Here is a 19,330-nt window from a genome sequence, read left to right as displayed (position 1 = left end):
CCTGATACTTGCGACAACATACAGCAAGATCGGTTTCTGCCCAGTTGACGGCTTGTTCTTCTAGTCGTCGGAAGGTCGCGCTATGAACCTGAGAGTCAATGGTTCCATTGTCATGTTCGCGCAACCAAGCACCTGTTACAAGCATGTCCACTTCAAAATCGTCATGTCTGAATGGTGCCAGTAGTTTCGAACGCAAATCGGATGGGGCTCTATCAAGAAAATCATAAACACGATGGAGATCATCGATTTTGGAAAGTTGCCGAGCCTGGTTCAAGAACATGAAACCTATAGCTGTGACACCTTCTTCTTCGACGTACTGAATGCCGTCCAACACCCCACGCAGAAAGCTGCAATCAGCCCAAGGCGCTGATTTGATTTCCAAAATTGACATATTGTCAATTTGGATGTGTCGGAACCTTGTGAAGCCATATTTTTAAGGGTTCCAGAGGTCCAAAAAAAGGCCCGTGGCAGGGGGTGTGGCATGGCCGTGCCACGGCGTGCCACGCGAATGGCAGGGGATGGCATCGGGAAACTGGCCGGTTTCGGCAGGGGGGCCGGCTCCTTCTCCTTGGAGTCTTTTTCTTTCGCCGCCTCGGGTTTCTCCCGAAGGGGGCAACTTGTTTGCCGGTCGGCTATCCCATAGGCCGCCGGCAAGAAGATACCTTGCCCATTGCCTGGCCTGAAAAGTTACCGTTTTCCTCGCGAGATCGTCGCCTATGCGGTTTGGCTCTATCATCGATTTGCGCTCAGCACGGCGGATGTCGCGGATCGGCTTGCCGAAGCGGCGTGATCGTCCGACGGGAAACCGTGCGGAACGGGGTGAACCGGATTGGCCGCCTTTTCGCCGGTTGCATCAAGCGCGACAGGCCGGGCACCAGTGGCAAATGGCACTGGATGAAGTCGTTGTTCCGATCAATGGCGTGAAGTTCCGGCTCTGTCGGGCGGTCGACGCGGGTGGGACCGTGCTGGATATTCTCGGGCAAAAGCAACGCAAGGCGAAGGCCGCCAGCCGGTTCCTGAAGCGGCTGATCGACCGGTTTGGCGCGCCGCGGGTCGTGATCACCGGCAAGTTGCGGAGTTACATCAGGCCGATCCGCAGCTTTGTCGCGAATTCTGGTCCTCGGGCGCACAAGGGCTTCAACAATAGGATCGAAAGATCGCACCAGCTGGTCCGGAGGCGAGAAAACTCATGGGGCAGTTCAGATCTCCCCAATAGGCCCAGGGATTTCTGGCCGCACATGACCAGATCAACAGGATCTTCCGTCCCCGCCGCCATCGTCTTTCCGCCACGCCCGATCCGATGCCTTCGACCTTTGGAACCGCTACGCACTCGAGATGACCGCTTGACGGGCGCGGATCAGGCCGCATTCGAACCGTCTGAGTATCCTGAATCCGAATGGTGGCGACGCGGTCTAAGCTCGGTATGCCCGTTACATCAAATCCAGCGCACGAGGAATTGCGAGTGACAGATCCGGCCAGAAGGTTGTGATCAGCATGACGGGGAATGCGACAAAGGTCATCAGACCCAGTGCGGGCATAACGGCCTGCATGATGGGTGCCCGCGTGATCTTGCAGGATAGAAACAGTGTCGGCGCCACCGGCGGGCTGTTTGCGCCAATGACAACCGAGCAACCAACGATCGCAGCGAAATGCACTGGATCGACGCCATTTGCCACCATCAACGGCAGGAACAACGGAGCAATGACGACGGTGACGGAAATGTCGTCCATCAGCGCACCCGCCACAATCAGAACCAGATTGACGATCAACAGCGCACCGATCGGGCTGGTCACGACAGATTGAATCGCCTCTGTCAGATCCTGCGGTACGCGTTCGAATGCCATGATACGTGAGATCATAAAGGAAAACAGCAGAATCAGAATGATGGTGCCAGTGGCCTCGGCCGCCTGAACGACGCTGCGCGCCAGGCGGCGTAATGTGAATTCGCGATAAATCAGCCCGCCGACAATCAAAGCCGCAACCGCTGCGACAGCGGCCGCTTCGGTCGGAGTGAAGACGCCGCCATAGATGCCGCCCAGGATGATGATCGGCAGCGACAGTGCAGGCAGCGCTTTGATCGTCACCTTACCGAAACTTTCGCGCGGCCCTGCACTCTCATCCGCGGGAAGCTCCTCGAAGGCCCGTCCAACCAAGAAGCGGTTGTAGAGGATGAGACCGATGATCAGCAGAATTGCGGGGCCAATGGTGGCTGCAAAACACGCCGCGACAGACTGGCGTGTTACCACCGCAAAGAGGATCATTGTGATGGATGGCGGGATCAGGATACCGAGCAGCGATGAAATCCCCAACAGCGCCGCGATCCGCCCCCGTGGATACCCACGCGCGACCAGCGGTTCGGTCATGATGGAACCGATGGATGCGATGGCGGCGGTCGCGGTGCCGGCAATGGCACCAAAGACGCTGGACGACAGCACCATCGCGGTGCCCATGCCGCCCTTGCCGGTCGCCAGCCGCTCGATAAAGGAAATGATGCGCTGCGCGATGCCGCCAGACTGCATCAGGTATCCCGTCAGGATGAACAGCGGCAATGCCACCAGCACCAGCGAGTTGAGCGAGCGGAAGCCTTGCAGCATCAGTGTATTCAGGTTCACGTCATAGACAAAGGTCAGATACGCCAGAACCCCTGCAAAGGACCAGGCGACAGGCAAGCCGATACCCATGAGAATGATGAGAAGTGGAAGTGCGACGAGTGCATACATTCAGGAGTGCCTCAACCTTGAGAGAGCGCCGATGAAATCGCGCAGCGCGTAGCAAAAGCACCCGACGGCTGCGAGGCCGATCGCCATTTGCGGCACCCAAAGCGGGATCTGGTAGGCGGGGGTCGTTTGCGGGCGCTTCAGCCCCCAGGAAAACATCCAATAGGCCCAGACGATAAAGAAGATGGTGATGATGATCGTCAGTGTGGCGATCAGCAGATCATGCGCAGCCTTGCGCCGCGGATCGGTGATGTTTCCCGCGATCCAGTCCACCGTCAGATGATCGCGTTTGCGCGACGCAATGACGGCGCCGGTCATGTATAGAGCAACAGCGGCAAGCATGATCAATTCATGCAGGCCAACAACGGACAGGCCGAGCAAGTAGCGGGCGACAACCAGGAAGGCCATCAAACCTGCAACGACCAGCGAGGAGGCGATCGCTACGAGATCGAGAACACCGGCGATGGCCTCGCCAATACGGGCGGCGAGGCCATTCTTGAGATCAGAGGTCTCCGGCATTGGCCCGGATTTTATTCATGATGTCTTCTCCGACACGGTCTTCCATCTGAGGCCATACCTTTTCGCGCACGGCCGCGGCCATGGCCTTCAACTCTTCATCGGTCGGCTCGATATAGGTCATGCCGGCATCCTTGGCCAGCTGGACGTAATACTGGTCGCGTTCCTTGGCCTGTTCGAATGCTTCGTTCATGACCGTATTCGCAGCATCTGCGACAGCTTTTTGCTCGTCTTCGCTTAGGGAAGCCCAGGATTCTTCATTCATCGTCATGACGCCGGTGATGAACTGCATCTTGATCTGGTTGTAGTAATCCAGCACGTCCCGGAAATATTCGTAGTCCCAATAGATGATGTTCGCGCCATCACCGTCGACGACCCCGGTCTGGATCGCCGTGAACACCTCTGACCAGTCGATGGTCGCGGTTTGGTATCCCAGAGCCTGCAACGACTCGGCCATCGGGAACATCGCCGGGACGCGAATCTTGAGATCCTTCGCTTCCTCGGCCGACATCGCGAATTTACCTCTTGAGGCGATCCCGTTGAAACCCTCAGGCCAGGGGCCAAAGAACTTGACGCCGAGATCGGCCCAGACATCGGTCAGCACCTCGTTGACCCATCCACCCGGCTGGTAGGCTTCCAGCGCCTCTTCCCAACTGGTGACCATATATGGGGTGAAAAGGACGGCAAGACGCTCGTCATATGCGGTGATCGGCCAGTTGATCATCATATCCAGGTCGCCGGCAACCAGCAGATCCAGAACCTCGGCCTGACTGCCCAATTCGTTCTGATAGAACACGTCGACCTGCACTTCGCCGTTCGTGCCTTCCTCGATCAGTGCTGCCCAGCGGTCCAGCGCATCGCCAGATGGCGAGCCTTTGGCACCTGAATCGGTGGCCAGCTTCAGCGTTGTTTCCGCCATCGCGGGCGCGGCCGATGCGAGGGCCAAGGCGGTGCCGAGGCACAGAATAGTCCTGAAGAGCATTTGCGAATTTCCCTGTCATCTAAGCGCAACGGCGCGCCGAATCCTATTGTGGCCCCAGTCTGGGCATGACTGTCCAATGCTGTCAATGTTAATTTCCGAACCGTCTTTAACCGTGCCGCCCGGACTCTTCCACCTGTTTTAAATGTTTTGGTCCTGCTTTTCGGCATAGATTTCACCGATAAGCCATAATTGCAAAACGAAAAGGATCATGGCGGCGGGCATTTTTATATGGACAGTAGTGTCCAATATGGGCCACAAGTAAAGGACAGTAGTGTCCAATGCGGGGGCTGTGACTCACGCAATCGGAAGACACAGCGTAAATCAGGGAGAAATCCAATGCAGTCACATTACCGTGCCGTGGTGATCGGAGGGGGCGTTGTCGGCGCTTCGGTATTGTATCACCTAGCAAAATTTGGCTGGAAAGACGTCTGCCTGATCGAGCGCAACGTCCTGACCGCAGGTTCGAGCTGGCACGCGGCGGGTGGTTTTCATGCACTGAACGCAGACCCCAATATCGCATCGCTTCAGGCCTACACGATTGACCTTCTATCAGAGATCGAAAAGGAATCAGGCCAGTCGGTCGGCATGCATATGACGGGAGGCATGACGCTTGCCGGCACGCCGGATCGGTGGGAATGGCTGCAATCGGCGTACCGCACCTTCCAATCCATCGGCATCGACGACGTGCGCCTGATCAGTCCGAAAGAAGCCGGAGAACTGAACCCGCTGGTGTCCACCCATGGCATTCTGGGCGGGATGTATGCCGAACGTGAGGGGTATGTCGATACCACGGGCACCGTGCACGCCTATGCCGGCGCCGCCAAGAAATACGGCGCCGAAGTGGTTGAACATAACCGGGTGCTGGAGTTGATCCAGACCAGTGATGGCTGGGATGTCGTGACCAAAAAAGGCACGATACATGCCGAACATGTGGTCAATGCCGGGGGGCTCTGGGCCAAACAGGTCGGCCGCATGGCGGGAATCGAACTGCCGGTGTCACCGCTCAATCACCACTACCTGATCTCGGACACGATTCCCGAAGTTGCTGCGCTTGATAAGGAAATGCCGCTGACGGTGGACCTCGAAGGCTTTACCTATATGCGGCAGGACCAGCAGGGCATGCTGCTGGGCATCTACGAAATCGATCACGAGCACTGGATGATGGATGGGGCACCGTGGGAATATGGGTTCGAGTTGCAGCAGGAAGATACCGACCGGATTGAAAAGGAACTTACGCTCGGTTTTGAACGCTATCCGGCATTGCAGAAGGTCGGCGTAAAAACCTGGGTCAACGGAGCGTTCACCTTTGCCCCTGACGGTAACCCTTTGGTCGGGCCGGTGCGGGGCAAACCCGGCTATTGGTGCGCTTGCGGCGTGATGGCAGGGTTCCTCCAGGGCGGCGGCGTCGGAAAATCGCTGGCCGAATGGATGATCCACGGCGAACCTGAGGCCGATGTCTTTGGCATGGATGTGGCGCGGTTCGGCCCCTATGCCGCGAACAAGGAATACATCAAGCAGACCACCGGGCAATTCTACACCCGCCGGTTCGTCATGACCTATCCCAACGAACAGCTGCCTGCTGGTCGCCCACTCAAGAAAGCCCCCGCCTATTCCGGCATGACGGCGGCAGGCTGCCGCTGGGGCGCCAGCTGGGGGCTGGAGGTGCCGCTTTACTTTGCACCCACAGCTGATTTCACCGAAACGCCGACTCTCAAACGCTCAAACGCGCATGAGATCGTCGCGGAGGAATGCAAGGCCGTGCGGGAAGCCGCCGGCCTGCTGGACATCTCGGGGTTCTCGCGCTTTGAAGTTTCGGGCGCCGGAGCAGCAGCATGGCTCGACAAGATCATGGCGTCGAAACTGCCGGCCCCCGGTCGCGCCCGCCTTGCCCCGATGCTGTCAACCGAGGGCAAGTTGAAAGGCGACCTGACCGTGTTCAACTGGGGCGATGGCACCTGGTGGATCATGGGCAGCTATTACCTGCGCGAATGGCACATGCGCTGGTTTACCGACCATATGGGCGAAAACGTGATCCTTCGCGACATCGCCGATGCAACAGTCGGCTTCAGCCTGTCGGGCCCCAACAGCCTGAAGGTCCTGGAAAAGCTGACGGATGGCCCGATTGGCGACTTGCCGTTCATGGGCTGCGGCACCTTTGATGTCGGCCTGATCCGCGCCAAGGTCGGGCGGCTCTCGGTTTCGGGCGAATTGGGCTACGAGATCCACTGCTCGGCAGCGGAACACATCACCCTGCGCGAGACCCTGCTTGCAGCAGGTGCAGACCTTGGCATGCGCGAGGTCGGCTTCAACGCGCTGCTCAGTCTGCGGCTGGAAAAGAGTTTCGGCATCTGGGGTGCGGAATTCACCCAAGGCTATACGGCGGCGCAGACCGGCATGGATCGCTGGATCGACTGGAGCAAACCCGATTTCATCGGGCGGGATGCGGCTTTGAAAGAACGCGATGGCAATGGCCCGGAGCAGATCGTCGTGATGCTGGAAATCGACGCATCGGACGCCGATGCCAGCGGCTATGAGCCCGTCTGGAAAGACGGCGCATTGGTGGGCTTTGTCACCTCCGGCGGCTATGGTCATACGGTGGGCAAATCGCTGGCCATGGCCATGATCGACCGAGCGGCCAGCGCCGAGGGCACCGAATTGGCCGTGCATATCGTCGGCGCCGAACGTCCGGCGCGGGTGATTGCGGCCTCTCCTTATGACGCAGAAGGCAAAGGAATGCGAGGCGCAGGATGACACCCGAAACCCCGGCAGAGCCACGGGTAAGGAGGCGGCGCGGGCGCGGAGATGGCAAGCCGCCCTCCTCTAAACGCACGGTCAACTACAGCAAGCTGCGCAACCCTTTTCCCACGATGAACGTGTTCTCCGGCGACGAGATCGGGAACATGCATCAAACCGCCCTGCGCATTCTTCAGGAGCTGGGCGTCAAGGTGCTATTGCCCGAAGCGCGCAAAATTTATGCGCAGGGCGGCGCGCGCGTCGATGAAGACAACCAGATGGTTTATATCGGGCAAGACATGGTTGAGGCGGCTCTTGCCTCGGCTCCAAAGTCCATCAACTGCATGGCCGGGGCGCGGGCGCGCGACATCACCATGGAGTTGGGCTGTCTGACCTTCCAACCCGGCGCGGGTTGCCCCAACGCAACCGATCTCGAGCGCGGACGCCGGCCCGGCAGCGGCAGCGACTTTCGTGAACTGATTCAGCTCACCCACCATTTTGACGTGTTCCAAATGGTTTCGCCGCTGGTCGAACCGCAGGATATCCCGACCAACCTGCGCCACTATTTCACGGTCGAGGCGCAGCTGACCCTCACCGACAAATTCCCATTCTTCTTTTCGCGCGGCACGCCACAAGTCAGGGACAGCTTTGAAATGCTGCAAGACTTCCGCGGCCTGTCAGACGACGCGTTTCTAGCCAACCCTCACTGCTACACCATCATCAATACCAACAGCCCCCGTACGCTGGACATTCCCATGGCCCAGGGGCTGATCGACTTTGCGCGCTATGGCCAGATGCCGATCGTCACGCCGTTTACCCTGATGGGGGCCATGGCCCCGATCACCGTGGCCGGGGCCATCACGCTCAGCCATGCCGAAGTGCTGGCCGCGATCACTCTGAACCAGCTTGTCCGTCCCGGCGCACCGATCTGCTACGGCACCTTCACATCCAACGTAGACATGAAATCGGGCGCGCCCGCGCTTGGAACCCCCACCCATTTTCAGGCCAGTTTGGCGGCAGGGCAGCTTGCCCGTCTTACCGGCCTGCCATGGCGGTCGGCGGCTGGGTCCGCCTCCAATATCAACGACGTGCAGGCGGCGAATGAAAACCAGATGGGACTTTGGGGCTGTCTCATGGCGGGCGCGTCCGTGATCATCCACTCCGCTGGCTGGCTCGAAAGCGGGCTGACGGTGTCTTACGAAAAGCTTGTCACCGACGTCGAGGTCTTGAACATGATCGCCGAGCTTTGCGCGGGCAACACCGCCAGCGCTGACGAAATCGGTTTCGAGGCGGCGATCAGCGAAGTGGACCCAAGCGGGCATTTCTTTGCCACCAGCCAGACGATGGCGCGGTATGACACGGCGTTCTACGAACCCGTCGTGCATGATTACGCCAATTTCGGGACCTGGACGGAACGCGGCGCAGCTGACGCCAACACCCGCGCCACGGCGGTGTGGAAGGGCATTCTTGCCGCCGACAAGCGCCCTGATATCGACGGTGCGAAGGCCGAGGCCTTAACTGCGTTCATAGAAAAGCGCACCGCTGAGGGCGGTGCACCTCCGGAGAGCTGATATGCCGGCACGAATTACACCGCTTTTACATCGGGATGACCCGGACAAGGACCCGCTTGTCGGCCACGTAAAGGTCACACGCGAAGACTGGCTGAACGTGGCGCGCGACGTTCTCGTCAGCGAAGGCGTTGCCGAGGTCAAGGTCTTGGCGCTTGGCACCCGCCTTGAGGTGTCCCGCTCCAGTTTTTATGGCTATTTCAAAAGCCGCAAACACCTGCTCGAAGATTTGCTGGACGACTGGGAAAACCGCAACACAAGAACGATTGCCGAAAGCGTCGAGGCACCTGCCGGCTCCATAGCTGAGGCCGTTTGCAACTTCTTTCGCTGCTTTCTCGATCCTGAATTGTTTGATCACGGACTGGACTTTGCGGTCAGGGAATGGTCGCGCCGGGACGGTGCGGTGCGCCAACGCATCGACGCCGCCGATGCAGCACGTCTCAAGGCCCTCAGCGCCATGTTCGAAGGCTTCGGATACTCTGAATACGATGCCGATACCCGCGCACGCATCCTCTATTTCATGCAGCTTGGCTATCATGCGCTGGAACTGCGCGAACCAATGTCGGAACGGATCGCAAGGCTCGAAGGCTACCTGCGCGGCTTCACAGGTGTTGACCCTGATCCAAAGGCGATCGCCGATCTGCGTGATTTCGTTATCGACCTGAACAGCCGATGACACGTTATTCAGCTTTCAACCTGCTGCGCGAGGGTCTGCGCGGCCACACCGGGTGGGGCAAGGCTTGGCGGTCGGCTGCCCCCAAATCCTCTTATGATGCGGTGATTATTGGTGCCGGCGGCCACGGGTTGGCGACCGCATACTACCTTGCCAAGACCCAAGCATTTCCCCATATGACCCTGCAAGAGTCGTGTTTTGACGATACACCCTGCGGATCGCCCGGGTCAGTTTCACTGGCGATCTCAGCTACGAACTCTCCATTCGCCGCACCAAGGCACCCGCACTCTGGGACGCGGTGATCCGATCCGGCAGGGCACAGGGGGCCGCACCGATCGGGATCGAGGCGCTTTCAATCCTGCGCGCCGAAAAGGGCTATATCATGGTCGGCAAGGATACCGATGGTGAAACCATGCCCCATGATCTGGGCTTTGGCATCCCGCGCCTGAAAAAATCCGCGGCCTTTATCGGCGACCGCAGCCTGCACTGCGACAAGGTCAATGCATTGAACCGCAAGACACTGGTCGGGCTCAGGGTCCCCACGGGCGACACTCCTTTGCCCACCGGCGCCCATTTCGTCGAAGGCACTCCGCCCCGCTCGCTGGGCTATGTCACCTCCAGTTACGACAGTCCGACACTTGGCCATCCCCTTGCCCTCGGGCTGGTCGAAAGCGGGACGGCACGGATCGGCGAAACCATCTCGGTCTGGCATTTGGGCGAAGTTCGAAAGGCCACGATTTGCGCCCCTTGCGCTTTCGATCCCGACGGAGGACGCCTTCATGCGTGACGACAGCGAAAATTGGGACGCCCCCCAACCCTCCGGCTACGTCCATCAGGCAAACGGCATAACTCTTGCTCCCGCCACCTTGACGCGGCAAACGCTGCTATCCGGTCCGCGTGTTCTGGCGCAGACAGAGCAGCCAATCGCCAGCTGGCCAGACATCGTGACCGCTCAGAGCTATGCATTGCCCATCCGCCGGGACCGCGTTTTGCTGGTCAACGGCTCCGCCGTGCCGGAAGGCTGGCAGGATGACATCTGTCAGGCTGTCTCAGACGCCAGCGACGCGTATTCAGTGTTCGACATCAGTGGGAAAAACGCACTGGAGGTACTGAGACGCGGCGCCGAACTGAACTTGGGTATACCCTCCAGGTCCGTCGCTCGGACACTCTTTGAGTTTGAGGTGTTTCTCTACAGATATGAGACGGAAATCAGTTTTCGTATTCATGTTGCAAGCGGTCAATCCGAAGCATTGCTCAAATTCTTGACGGTCGCGATCGCCGCATCTTGAAGGGAGATGTCACGTTGAACAGCTGGTTCATTTCGCTTTGCATCCGGCGCTTGTCAGCGAAGGGGTCCAATGGGCTTTGATGCACAAATCGGCTGAGGCCCGTACTTTCCCTTACCCGAGACGGGCTTATCCTACGGCTCTTGCGACGGGTAAGCCACGAGCGGTGTAGAGACTGAGCGCGGCGATGCGGGTTTGCGGGTGTCATAAGCCGCGTCTGCCGTGACACTGCCGAGGTCTTGATCGGGCGGGATCTGGTCAAGCAACCCGGGCAGCATGTGCGCATCGCCAACATTGCTGCCGGTAATTTCCACCGCCCGGACTTCCAGCGTTTCTGTGTCGATCCCGATGTGTATCTTGCGCTTGATACGGCGCTTTGGGCCACCATGCTTGCGGGTTTGTCGGGAAAACAGTCCCCCGGAGTGTTTTCTGATCCTCCTCACTCCACTCGCCTTCGCCTTTGGCTTTGGTGCCGGTGCTATCAATCAGGAGGTTGAGCGGGCCGGTGCCACCACGATACGGCAGGCTGACATTCAACGTTTGTTGGCGGCGGCACAAGGTACTGAACCCCGGCACAGCCCAGTCCAACCTGATCAGCGGCAAGAGGCTCTCGACGAGCCCGGCCGTCTGCCGAAGCGGCATGCCAAACTGCACCTTCATCGTCAGGCATGTGTGGATCGCAGCATCGCTGAAGCGCTGCTGCCTACCGCGCTTGCCGCTTGGTCAGGGCGTTCAGACCATCTTAGGATCAAACCAGATCGACAGCGATCCGCGTGGTTTCACAACGTCATTGTAATCCGGCAAGTGCGTGGTCTTGTACTTCGAAGCGGCCCAGCTGCTTATAACCTACAGCTATCATTCTGGATTCGTGAGGTGAATCATTGAACGGTAATTGTGCATCAAAGCCGGCGCGGATCAGGCCGCAGTCGACCGGGTGCAAATAGGTTGGCAATGCCGCTGGCACTGGTGGCCGAGGCGCCGCACGGTGAAATTGTCAGCCGGAAGCCCGCCGGGACCCCGCAGGAGACCAAGCTGCCTGCATCCAGTATAAGCGGCCCTGACGGCCAGACTGATCGGCTCATACAGGATTCAATAAAAACGATTCTGACGCTGAAGTGCTGCAGGCTACGGCACCTTTGCCGCAGCCTCAGCATCCAGACGCCAGTGATGGCAACGCAGAGAAACGCAGTGATCTTGCCGCCGTTCTGCGGGCCTGCCCTGAAGTGCAAACAGACTACCCTGGCAAGCTGCGGAATTGGCAGGACGCTGACCGGATTGCCGCGACGCTGTTGCAGATGATGGGGATCGGGATGCCTGTCCGCAGCGTTGCCCGGGCCGCCATGGGCCGCGCGCCCATTTTATGACTAGACATAATAACCTAAATGAGTAGTTTAATATTGAAATAGCAGCAAAGAGAATCGGGGGAAGTCCGTGACAGGGGATTTTGTTCTGACCGGCGCACAGCTGGCGACGATGGCCAGCACAGACACGCCATATGGGCTGATTGAAGACGGTGCGGTTGCGGTTTCGGACGGCACCATCGTCTGGGCCGGGCCAAGGCAGAAATTGTCAGCTGACAATTCTGCTTGGGAGCAGCGGGATCTTGGCGGCCGGCTGGTGACGCCGGGGCTGATCGATTGCCACACCCATATCGTTTTTGGCGGCAACCGCGCGATGGAGTTTGAGATGCGTCTGAACGGCGCGTCTTATGAAGAGGTCGCACGGGCAGGGGGCGGCATCGTCTCCACCGTGACCGCAACCCGCACCGCGTCGCTGGACGATCTGGTGCAGGACGCGCTGCCCCGTCTGGATGCGCTGATCGCCGAAGGCGCCACCGTGGTCGAGGTGAAATCCGGCTACGGGCTGGACCGCGATACCGAACTGAACATGCTGCGCGCCGCCCGCCGCCTGGGCGAGTTGCGCCCGGTGACGGTGAAAACCACCTTCCTTGGTGCCCATGCGGCGCCGGCCGAGTACAAGGGCCGCGATGACGCCTATATAGACGAGGTCTGCATTCCCGCCCTGCGCGCCGCCCATGCCGAAGGGCTGGTCGATGCGGTGGATGGATTCTGCGAGAACATCGCCTTTGCGCCGACGCAGATCGAACGGGTGTTCAAGGCGGCGCAGGAGCTGGGCCTGCCGGTGAAACTGCACGCCGAACAGCTGAGCCATCAGGGCGGCACCGCGCTGGCGGCGCAATATGGCGCGCTGTCCGTCGATCACGTCGAATACGCAAATGAGGATGACGCCAGGGCGATGGCCGCCAGCGGCTCGGTTGCGGTGATCCTGCCGGGCGCGTTCTATACCATCCGCGAAACCCAGATGCCGCCGATCGGCCATTTCCGCACCCACGGCGTACCGATGGCGCTGGCGACCGACTGCAACCCGGGCTCTTCGCCGCTGACTTCCTTGCTGCTGACGATGAACATGGGCTGCACCCTGTTCCGGATGACCCCGGAGGAGGCGCTGGCCGGCGTCACCCGCAACGCGGCCCGGGCGCTTGGGCTCAAGGACCGCGGAACCATTTCCGCCGGTATGCGGGCCGATCTGGCGGTCTGGGACGTGGAAACGCCCGGCGAGCTTGCCTACCGCATCGGCTTCAACCCGCTTCACACCCGTATCTATGAGGGCAAACGATGATCGAAATGATCCCCGGCACAGTGAACCTGTCGACGCTGGAAGATATCTACCGCAACCTGACCCCGGCCCGGCTGGATGCCTCCGCGCGTGAGCCGGTGGAGGCCGCCGCGCAGATGGTGGCAGATGCCGCTGCCGGAGAAGATGCCGTCTATGGCATCAACACCGGTTTCGGCAAGCTGGCCTCAACCAAGATCGCGCCCGCCGACACTGCCACCCTGCAGCGCAACCTGATCCTGTCGCATTGCTGCGGGGTCGGGGAGGCGCTGCCGGAGGACAAGACCCGGCTGATGATGACGCTGAAGCTGCTGTCGATGGGGCGCGGTGCGTCCGGCGTGCGCTGGCTGGTGATTGATCAGATCGAACAGATGCTGGAACGCGGCGTGGTGCCGGTGATCCCGTCGCAGGGCTCGGTCGGCGCATCGGGCGATCTGGCACCGCTGGCGCATATGGCGGCGGCGATGATCGGAGCCGGGGAGGCCACATACGAGGGCACCCGCATGTCCAGTGCCGAAGCGCTGAAAAAGGCCGGTTTAGAGCCGATTGTGCTGGGTCCGAAAGAAGGCCTGGGACTGATCAACGGGACCCAGTTTTCGACGGCCTGCGCGCTGGCCGGTCTGTTTGACGCCTGGCGCATGGCCGAAGCGTCGATGGCGATTGCCGCGCTGTCCACCGATGCCATCATGGGTTCTACCGCGCCGCTGATCGCCGATATCCACACCCTGCGCGGCCATGCCGGTCAGATCGACGTGGCGCAGCAGATGCGCGACATCATGGCGGGCAGTGAAATCCGCGAAAGCCACCGCGAGGGCGACACCCGCGTGCAGGACCCCTATTGCATCCGCTGCCAGCCGCAGGTGGTGGGCGCCGCGCTGGACGTGTTGCGGATGGCGGCCAGGACGCTGGAGATCGAAGCCAACGCCGTTACCGACAACCCGCTGGTTCTGGTGAACGAGGGGCGCATCGTCTCGGGCGGCAACTTCCACGCCGAGTATGTGGGCTTTGCCGCCGATCAGATTGCGCTGGCCGTGGCCGAAATCGGCGCGATTGCGCAGCGCCGGGTGGCCCTGATGGTCGATCCGACCCTCAGCCACGACCTGCCGCCGTTCCTGACGCCGGATCCGGGGCTGAACTCGGGCTTCATGATTGCCGAAGTGACCACCGCGGCGCTGATGAGCGAGAACAAGCATCTGGCCAACCCCTGCGTGACCGACTCGACCCCGACTTCGGCCAACCAGGAAGACCATGTGTCGATGGCCGCCCACGGCGCGCTGCGGCTGACAAAGATGAACGCCAACCTGTCGGTGATCCTGGGCGTCGAAATGCTCTGCGCTGCGCAAGGGGTGGAGGCGCGCGCGCCGCTGAAAACTTCCGAACGCTTGCAGGATGTGCTGGTAATGCTGCGCGGGGAGATCCCGTCGCTGGCAGAGGACCGCTATCTGGCGCCCGATATCGAGGCTGCAAGTGCCATGATCCGTGCAGGCCGTGCTGCCGATGCGGCCGGGGTGAAGGTGGCCGCATGATCGAGGTTACTCAAGGATCATCACCGCTGGTGCTGGGGCTGCCCCACACCGGCACCGATGTGCCGCCGGAGATTTGGGACTGCCTCAATGAAACCGGCCGGGCGCTGGCGGATACCGACTGGCACATCCACGATCTCTATGCGGGGCTGGCCGGAGACGTCACCACCGTCCGCACCCCTATCCACCGCTATGTGATCGACGTGAACCGCGATCCCGCCGGGGTCAGCCTGTACCCCGGGCAAAACACCACCACTCTGGTGCCGCTGACCGATTTTGACGGGCAGGGGATCTGGCGCGAGGGCATGGAACCGGACGCGGCGGAAACCGGTCGCCGCCGCGACGCCTATCACGCGCCCTATCATGCTGCCCTGGCGGCGGAGCTGGAGCGGGTGAAGGCGGTCCACGGCTTTGCGATCCTCTATGACTGCCATTCGATCCGGGGCGACATCCCGTTTTTGTTCGAGGGCCGGCTTCCGGATTTCAGCATCGGCACCAATCTGGGCGCGACTTGCGATGTGTCGATCGAGGCGCTGACCGTCGCCCGCTGCGACGCGGCCGAAGGCTATACCTCGGTGCTGAACGGCCGTTTCAAGGGCGGCTGGACCACGCGGCATTACGGGCGGCCCGGCGACGGGCTGCACGCGATCCAGATGGAACTGGCGCAGGCGACCTACTGCCAGGAGGCGGCGCCCTGGGCCTATCTGCCGGAGCGTGCAGACCGCCTGCGCGCCCATCTCACCAAAATTCTGACTGATCTCAAAACCTGGAGGCCCTCGGCATGAGCGATCCCCGCAAGAACACCCGCGATATTTTTCCGCCCACCGGCACGGAGCTGACCGCCAAGTCCTGGATGACCGAAGCGCCGCTGCGGATGATGATGAACAACCTGCACCCCGACGTGGCGGAAAACCCGCATGAGCTGGTGGTGTACGGCGGCATCGGCCGCGCCGCGCGCACCTGGAAGGATTTCGACATGATTGTCGAGAGCTTGAAAAACCTGGAGGAAGACCAGACCCTGATGGTGCAGTCCGGCAAGCCGGTCGGCGTCTTCCAGACCCACAAGGACGCGCCCCGCGTGCTGATTGCCAACTCCAACCTGGTGCCGCATTGGGCCAATTGGGACCACTTCAACGAGCTGGATAAGAAAGGCCTGATGATGTACGGCCAGATGACCGCCGGCTCGTGGATCTATATCGGCACCCAGGGCATCGTGCAGGGCACCTATGAGACCTTTGCCGAGGCCGGGCGCCAGCATTTCGACGGCGACCTGACCGGCAAATGGATCCTGACCGGCGGCCTGGGCGGCATGGGCGGCGCGCAGCCGCTGGCGGCTGTGTTTGCCGGTGCCTGCTGCCTCGCGGTGGAGTGCAACCCCGACAGCATCGATTTCCGCCTGCGCACCAAATACCTGGACGAGAAGGCTGAAACCCTGGACGAGGCGCTGGAGATGATCGCGCGCTGGACCGCAGCGGGCGAGGCGAAATCCGTGGGCCTTCTGGGCAACGCGGCCGATGTCTTTGCCGAGCTGGTCGAGCGCGCCAAGGCTGGCGGCATCCGCCCCGATATCGTCACCGACCAGACCTCGGCGCATGACCCGGTCAACGGCTACCTGCCGCAGGGCTGGACCATGGCCGAATGGAAGGAAAAGCGCGAGACCGACAAGAAAACGGTTGAGAAAGCCGCCCGTGCCTCGATGAAGGTGCAGGTCAAGGCGATGTGCGATTTCCACGCGATGGGCGTGCCCACGGTGGATTACGGCAACAACATCCGCCAGATGGCGCTGGAGGAAGGGCTGGAGAACGCCTTTGACTTCCCTGGTTTTGTGCCCGCCTATATCCGGCCGCTGTTCTGCCGCGGCATCGGCCCGTTCCGCTGGGCGGCGCTGTCGGGTGACCCGGAAGACATCCGCAAGACCGACGCCAAGATGAAGGAACTGTTCCCCGAGAACGAAGGCCTGCACCGCTGGCTGGACATGGCGCAGGAACGGATTGCCTTCCAGGGCCTGCCGGCCCGGATCTGCTGGATCGGTCTGGGCGACCGCCACAAGGCGGGCCTTGCGTTCAACGAGATGGTCAAGAACGGCGAGCTGAAAGCACCGGTTGTCATCGGCCGCGATCACCTGGACTCCGGTTCGGTGGCCTCGCCCAACCGTGAGACCGAGGCGATGATGGACGGCTCCGACGCGGTGTCCGACTGGCCGCTGCTGAACGCGCTGCTGAACACCGCCTCGGGTGCCACTTGGGTGTCGCTGCACCACGGCGGCGGCGTCGGCATGGGCTTCTCGCAGCATTCCGGCGTGGTGATCTGCTGCGACGGCAGCGAGGACGCCGCGCGCCGCATCGGCCGGGTGCTGTGGAACGACCCGGCGACCGGCGTGATGCGCCACGCGGATGCGGGCTATGACATCGCCAAGGATTGCGCACGGGAACACGGGCTGAACCTGCCCGGCATCCTGGGGTAACCTGAAAAAGGCTGAAATCCAGAGCGGATTTCAGCCCCCGAGAATTAATGTTTCAGGGCCGTTCTTCCCGCAGAAGAGCGGCCCTTTTCAATCGCTGCGCCAACGAAGCCCGCGGGTCAGCAGCAGGCGCTGCACCCGGCCCGGATAATCGGAACAGATCGCGTCGACGCCCAGATCGATCATCCGCTCAATGTCTTCGGGCGCGTTGGCGGTCCAGACAATCGTCACCAGCCCCAGGTCGCGGGCACGGGCCAATGATTGCGGTGTGATGTCCAGGTAGCAGGGGCACCAGAACCGCCCCCGGGCTGCGGCAACGCGATCCGGCAGTTCCAGCACTGTGCAGTCCGCCACCGGGTTCACCGCCTTGGAGGACTCCTCGCCCGCCTCATCGGTGTTCTCCTGCAGCTGGGTCAGGAAGGAGGCGGGCATTTCCGGGGCAATCCGCTGGCAGTCGGCCAGCAGATTCCAGTCGAAACTGTGCAGCACCGTGCGCGGTTGCATACGGGCGGCGCGGACCACGGAAACGACCGCTTCGACCAATGCCTGGCGCGCGGCGGTGTCGGCCAGAAGGTCCGGGTCGGATTTGATCTCCAGAAGCAGATGCACGCGCTGATGCTGCGGCTGCTGCAGCAGCGCCAGCAGATCCGCAAGGCGGGGAATGCGCAGGCCGGTCAGGAAAGCCTGATCCGGAAACTGCCGCCCATAGGCGCTGGCGCCATCCAGCCCGCCCACATCATAGGCCTGCAACTCGGCATAGCTGAGGGCCGAGATCTTGGGTTCGGCGCCTTGCAGCCAGTTGCCATTGGCATCGCGGACCATCGACCGTGTCAGATGGTGGTTGTGGGTGATCACCACCACCCCGTCGCGGGTGGCGGTGACGTCCAGTTCCAGCAGCTCCACCCCGGTGTTCAGGGCAAATTCGAAACCTTCCAGGGTGTTTTCCGGCAGCACGCCCCGGGCGCCGCGGTGGCCGACCAGCCGGATCACGCCCGGCGCGCCTGCAAAGGCAGGGATCTGGGGGAAGGCCATCAGTCTGCCAGACGTTTGCCGGAGGCGGCGTCGAACAGGTGGGTGAGTTCAGGCGTGGCCGAAAAACGGCGGATGCTGCCGATGCCGTCATCGGCATGGCCCTGAATGCTGGCGGTGAGGGCGTGCTCGGTGCCCTGCAGGCGTCCGTGGATCAATGTGTTGGCACCCAATTGCTCCAGCAGGTCCACCTGCAGCGCGATGGAACCGTTTTCGTCCGCCGTCAGGTGTTCGGGGCGCAGGCCCAGGGTTGCCGCGCCGGAATGGGCCGAGGCAACCGGCAGCACCGTGCCGCCGGGCAGGGTGGCCTGGCCGGGGTTCAGGTCAGCCGGGAAGAAGTTCATTGCCGGGCTGCCGATGAAACCGGCGACAAATACCGAGGCCGGGCGGTCATACAGCTCAATCGGGGTGCCGAACTGCTCGACATAGCCGCCGTTCAGCACCATCAGCCGGTCGCCCAGCGTCATTGCCTCGACCTGATCATGGGTCACATAGATCGAGGTCACTCCCAGCCGCTGCTGCAGCTTGCGGATCTCCAGCCGCATCTGCACCCGCAGCTTGGCGTCGAGGTTCGACAGCGGCTCGTCAAACAGGAACACTTGCGGATCGCGCACGATGGCGCGGCCCATGGCAACCCGCTGGCGCTGGCCGCCCGACAGCTGCCGCGGCTTGCGGTCGAGGTATTGCCTGATCTCCAGGATCTCGGCGGCCTCCTCGACGCGTCGGTTGATCTCGTCTTTCGGCAGTTTGCGGATCTTCAGGCCGTAAGCCATGTTCTGGCGCACCGACATATGCGGGTACAGCGCGTAGTTCTGGAACACCATGGCGATGTCGCGCGCCGAAGGCTCCAGCTCGTTCACCCGGCGGCCGCCGATTGATATTTCGCCGGAGGTCACGCTTTCCAGCCCCGCCACCATCCGCAGCAGCGTGGACTTGCCGCAGCCCGAAGGGCCGACGATGACGATGAATTCGCCGTCCTTGATGCCGCCTTCGACATGGTGCAGCACCTGGGTCGGGCCGTAGGATTTCACCAGATCTGTGAGTTGAATATCAGCCATTTCGGGGCGCCTTACTTATCGGTTTCCGTCAAGCCCTGCACAAAGAGCTTTTGCATTGCGATGACCACGAACACCGGCGGGATCATCGCCAGCAGGGCGGTTGTCATGATGATGTTCCACTGCGGGCTTTGCTCCGCGGCCTCCAGCATC

At 61.4% G+C, this 19,330-nt stretch carries 15 protein-coding genes and 3 pseudogenes; 10 read left to right on the top strand and 8 right to left on the bottom strand.

The genetic code is table 11. The annotated features are described in order from the left end of the window. On the bottom strand, positions 1-382 hold a 382-nt coding region (locus tag VOI29_RS11505), incomplete at its 3' end, for a hypothetical protein (protein WP_323778856.1). Positions 383-658: 276 nt separating this feature from the next. On the opposite strand from VOI29_RS11505, the pseudogene VOI29_RS11500 reads away from it, so the two are divergent. After that, positions 659-1,347, top strand: a pseudogene (locus tag VOI29_RS11500) (IS6 family transposase). An 83-nt stretch (positions 1,348-1,430) separates the two neighbouring features. On the opposite strand, the gene VOI29_RS11495 reads toward VOI29_RS11500, so the two are convergent. The 3 genes from VOI29_RS11495 to dctP are packed head-to-tail and all read right to left on the bottom strand — an operon-like array spanning position 1,431 to position 4,215. Then, entirely contained in the window at positions 1,431-2,720 is a 1,290-nt protein-coding gene (locus tag VOI29_RS11495; RefSeq protein ID WP_323778855.1) for a TRAP transporter large permease, read from the bottom strand. Next, positions 2,721-3,236: a TRAP transporter small permease gene (locus VOI29_RS11490; protein WP_323778853.1), complete on the bottom strand. Its 516-nt coding sequence runs from the start codon at positions 3,234-3,236 to the stop codon at positions 2,721-2,723. Continuing rightward, positions 3,220-4,215 carry a TRAP transporter substrate-binding protein DctP gene (gene dctP, locus VOI29_RS11485; protein WP_323778852.1) on the bottom strand — a complete coding sequence of 332 codons (996 nt, stop codon included), beginning with the start codon at positions 4,213-4,215 and terminating at the stop codon, positions 3,220-3,222. Before dctP ends, VOI29_RS11490 begins: the two co-directional genes overlap by 17 nt. 336 nt (positions 4,216-4,551) lie before the next feature. On the opposite strand from dctP, the gene VOI29_RS11480 reads away from it, so the two are divergent. The 5 genes from VOI29_RS11480 to VOI29_RS11455 all read left to right on the top strand — a co-directional run bounded on the left by VOI29_RS11480 (position 4,552) and on the right by VOI29_RS11455 (position 10,478). Then, positions 4,552-6,966, top strand: coding sequence for an FAD-dependent oxidoreductase (locus VOI29_RS11480; RefSeq protein WP_323778850.1), 2,415 nt, complete (start codon positions 4,552-4,554; stop codon positions 6,964-6,966). Further along, positions 6,963-8,519: a trimethylamine methyltransferase family protein gene (locus VOI29_RS11475; RefSeq protein ID WP_323778848.1), complete on the top strand. Its 1,557-nt coding sequence runs from the start codon at positions 6,963-6,965 to the stop codon at positions 8,517-8,519. The genes VOI29_RS11480 and VOI29_RS11475 overlap by 4 nt, the downstream gene beginning before the upstream one ends. A gap of 1 nt (position 8,520) precedes the next feature. Further along, positions 8,521-9,192: a TetR/AcrR family transcriptional regulator gene (locus VOI29_RS11470; protein WP_323778847.1), complete on the top strand. Its 672-nt coding sequence runs from the start codon at positions 8,521-8,523 to the stop codon at positions 9,190-9,192. Positions 9,193-9,400: 208 nt separating this feature from the next. Continuing rightward, positions 9,401-9,976, top strand: a complete 576-nt coding sequence (locus tag VOI29_RS11460; RefSeq protein WP_323778858.1) for a glycine cleavage T C-terminal barrel domain-containing protein — start codon at positions 9,401-9,403, stop codon at positions 9,974-9,976. Next, on the top strand, positions 9,969-10,478 hold the full coding sequence (locus VOI29_RS11455) for a hypothetical protein (protein WP_323778845.1): 510 nt from the start codon (positions 9,969-9,971) through the stop codon (positions 10,476-10,478). The genes VOI29_RS11460 and VOI29_RS11455 overlap by 8 nt, the downstream gene beginning before the upstream one ends. Before the next feature lie 191 nt (positions 10,479-10,669). Here the strand turns inward: VOI29_RS11455 and VOI29_RS11450 are convergent. Next, positions 10,670-11,318: pseudogene (locus VOI29_RS11450) on the bottom strand (transposase); the annotation flags it as partial. Positions 11,319-11,948: 630 nt separating this feature from the next. Here VOI29_RS11450 and hutI point away from each other — a divergent pair. The 4 genes from hutI to hutU are packed head-to-tail and all read left to right on the top strand — an operon-like array spanning position 11,949 to position 17,096. Beyond that, the gene (gene hutI / locus VOI29_RS11445) at positions 11,949-13,115 is read left to right on the top strand and encodes an imidazolonepropionase (RefSeq protein ID WP_416361516.1); all 1,167 of its coding nucleotides are present in this window, start codon (positions 11,949-11,951) and stop codon (positions 13,113-13,115) included. Then, complete coding sequence (hutH, locus tag VOI29_RS11440; protein ID WP_323778841.1) at positions 13,112-14,635, top strand: histidine ammonia-lyase; 1,524 nt, start codon at positions 13,112-13,114, stop codon at positions 14,633-14,635. The genes hutI and hutH overlap by 4 nt, the downstream gene beginning before the upstream one ends. Further along, positions 14,632-15,417, top strand: coding sequence for an N-formylglutamate deformylase (gene hutG / locus VOI29_RS11435; RefSeq protein ID WP_323778839.1), 786 nt, complete (start codon positions 14,632-14,634; stop codon positions 15,415-15,417). Before hutH ends, hutG begins: the two co-directional genes overlap by 4 nt. Next, positions 15,414-17,096: a urocanate hydratase gene (hutU, locus tag VOI29_RS11430; RefSeq protein WP_323778838.1), complete on the top strand. Its 1,683-nt coding sequence runs from the start codon at positions 15,414-15,416 to the stop codon at positions 17,094-17,096. The genes hutG and hutU overlap by 4 nt, the downstream gene beginning before the upstream one ends. Before the next feature lie 87 nt (positions 17,097-17,183). On the opposite strand, the gene VOI29_RS11425 is transcribed toward hutU, so the two are convergent. The 3 genes and pseudogenes from VOI29_RS11425 to VOI29_RS11415 all read right to left on the bottom strand — a co-directional run. Continuing rightward, entirely contained in the window at positions 17,184-18,125 is a 942-nt protein-coding gene (locus tag VOI29_RS11425) for a glycerophosphodiester phosphodiesterase family protein (protein ID WP_323778836.1), read from the bottom strand. After that, positions 18,125-19,180: a sn-glycerol-3-phosphate import ATP-binding protein UgpC gene (locus VOI29_RS11420; RefSeq protein ID WP_323778834.1), complete on the bottom strand. Its 1,056-nt coding sequence runs from the start codon at positions 19,178-19,180 to the stop codon at positions 18,125-18,127. Before VOI29_RS11420 ends, VOI29_RS11425 begins: the two co-directional genes overlap by 1 nt. A gap of 11 nt (positions 19,181-19,191) precedes the next feature. Beyond that, positions 19,192-19,330, bottom strand: a pseudogene (locus tag VOI29_RS11415) (glycerol-3-phosphate transporter); the annotation flags it as partial.

It is taken from the genome of Leisingera sp. (genome assembly GCF_034669605.1).
Classification (GTDB): domain Bacteria; phylum Pseudomonadota; class Alphaproteobacteria; order Rhodobacterales; family Rhodobacteraceae; genus Leisingera.
The sequence above is the reverse complement of the archived record's forward strand: the minus strand, read 5'-3'. Positions and strand labels throughout refer to the sequence as shown.

What these genes read in the sequence shown, in the direction of transcription:
- VOI29_RS11495 (WP_323778855.1), bottom strand. Translation starts at nt 2,720, where the DNA reads ATGTATGCACTCGTCGCACTTCCACTTCTCATCATTCTCATGGGTATC.
- VOI29_RS11490 (WP_323778853.1), bottom strand. Translation starts at nt 3,236, where the DNA reads ATGCCGGAGACCTCTGATCTCAAGAATGGCCTCGCCGCCCGTATTGGC.
- dctP (WP_323778852.1), bottom strand. Translation starts at nt 4,215, where the DNA reads ATGCTCTTCAGGACTATTCTGTGCCTCGGCACCGCCTTGGCCCTCGCA.
- VOI29_RS11480 (WP_323778850.1), top strand. Translation starts at nt 4,552, where the DNA reads ATGCAGTCACATTACCGTGCCGTGGTGATCGGAGGGGGCGTTGTCGGC.
- VOI29_RS11475 (WP_323778848.1), top strand. Translation starts at nt 6,963, where the DNA reads ATGACACCCGAAACCCCGGCAGAGCCACGGGTAAGGAGGCGGCGCGGG.
- VOI29_RS11470 (WP_323778847.1), top strand. Translation starts at nt 8,521, where the DNA reads ATGCCGGCACGAATTACACCGCTTTTACATCGGGATGACCCGGACAAG.
- VOI29_RS11455 (WP_323778845.1), top strand. Translation starts at nt 9,969, where the DNA reads ATGCGTGACGACAGCGAAAATTGGGACGCCCCCCAACCCTCCGGCTAC.
- hutI (WP_416361516.1), top strand. Translation starts at nt 11,949, where the DNA reads ATGGCCAGCACAGACACGCCATATGGGCTGATTGAAGACGGTGCGGTT.
- hutH (WP_323778841.1), top strand. Translation starts at nt 13,112, where the DNA reads ATGATCGAAATGATCCCCGGCACAGTGAACCTGTCGACGCTGGAAGAT.
- hutG (WP_323778839.1), top strand. Translation starts at nt 14,632, where the DNA reads ATGATCGAGGTTACTCAAGGATCATCACCGCTGGTGCTGGGGCTGCCC.
- hutU (WP_323778838.1), top strand. Translation starts at nt 15,414, where the DNA reads ATGAGCGATCCCCGCAAGAACACCCGCGATATTTTTCCGCCCACCGGC.
- VOI29_RS11425 (WP_323778836.1), bottom strand. Translation starts at nt 18,125, where the DNA reads ATGGCCTTCCCCCAGATCCCTGCCTTTGCAGGCGCGCCGGGCGTGATC.
- VOI29_RS11420 (WP_323778834.1), bottom strand. Translation starts at nt 19,180, where the DNA reads ATGGCTGATATTCAACTCACAGATCTGGTGAAATCCTACGGCCCGACC.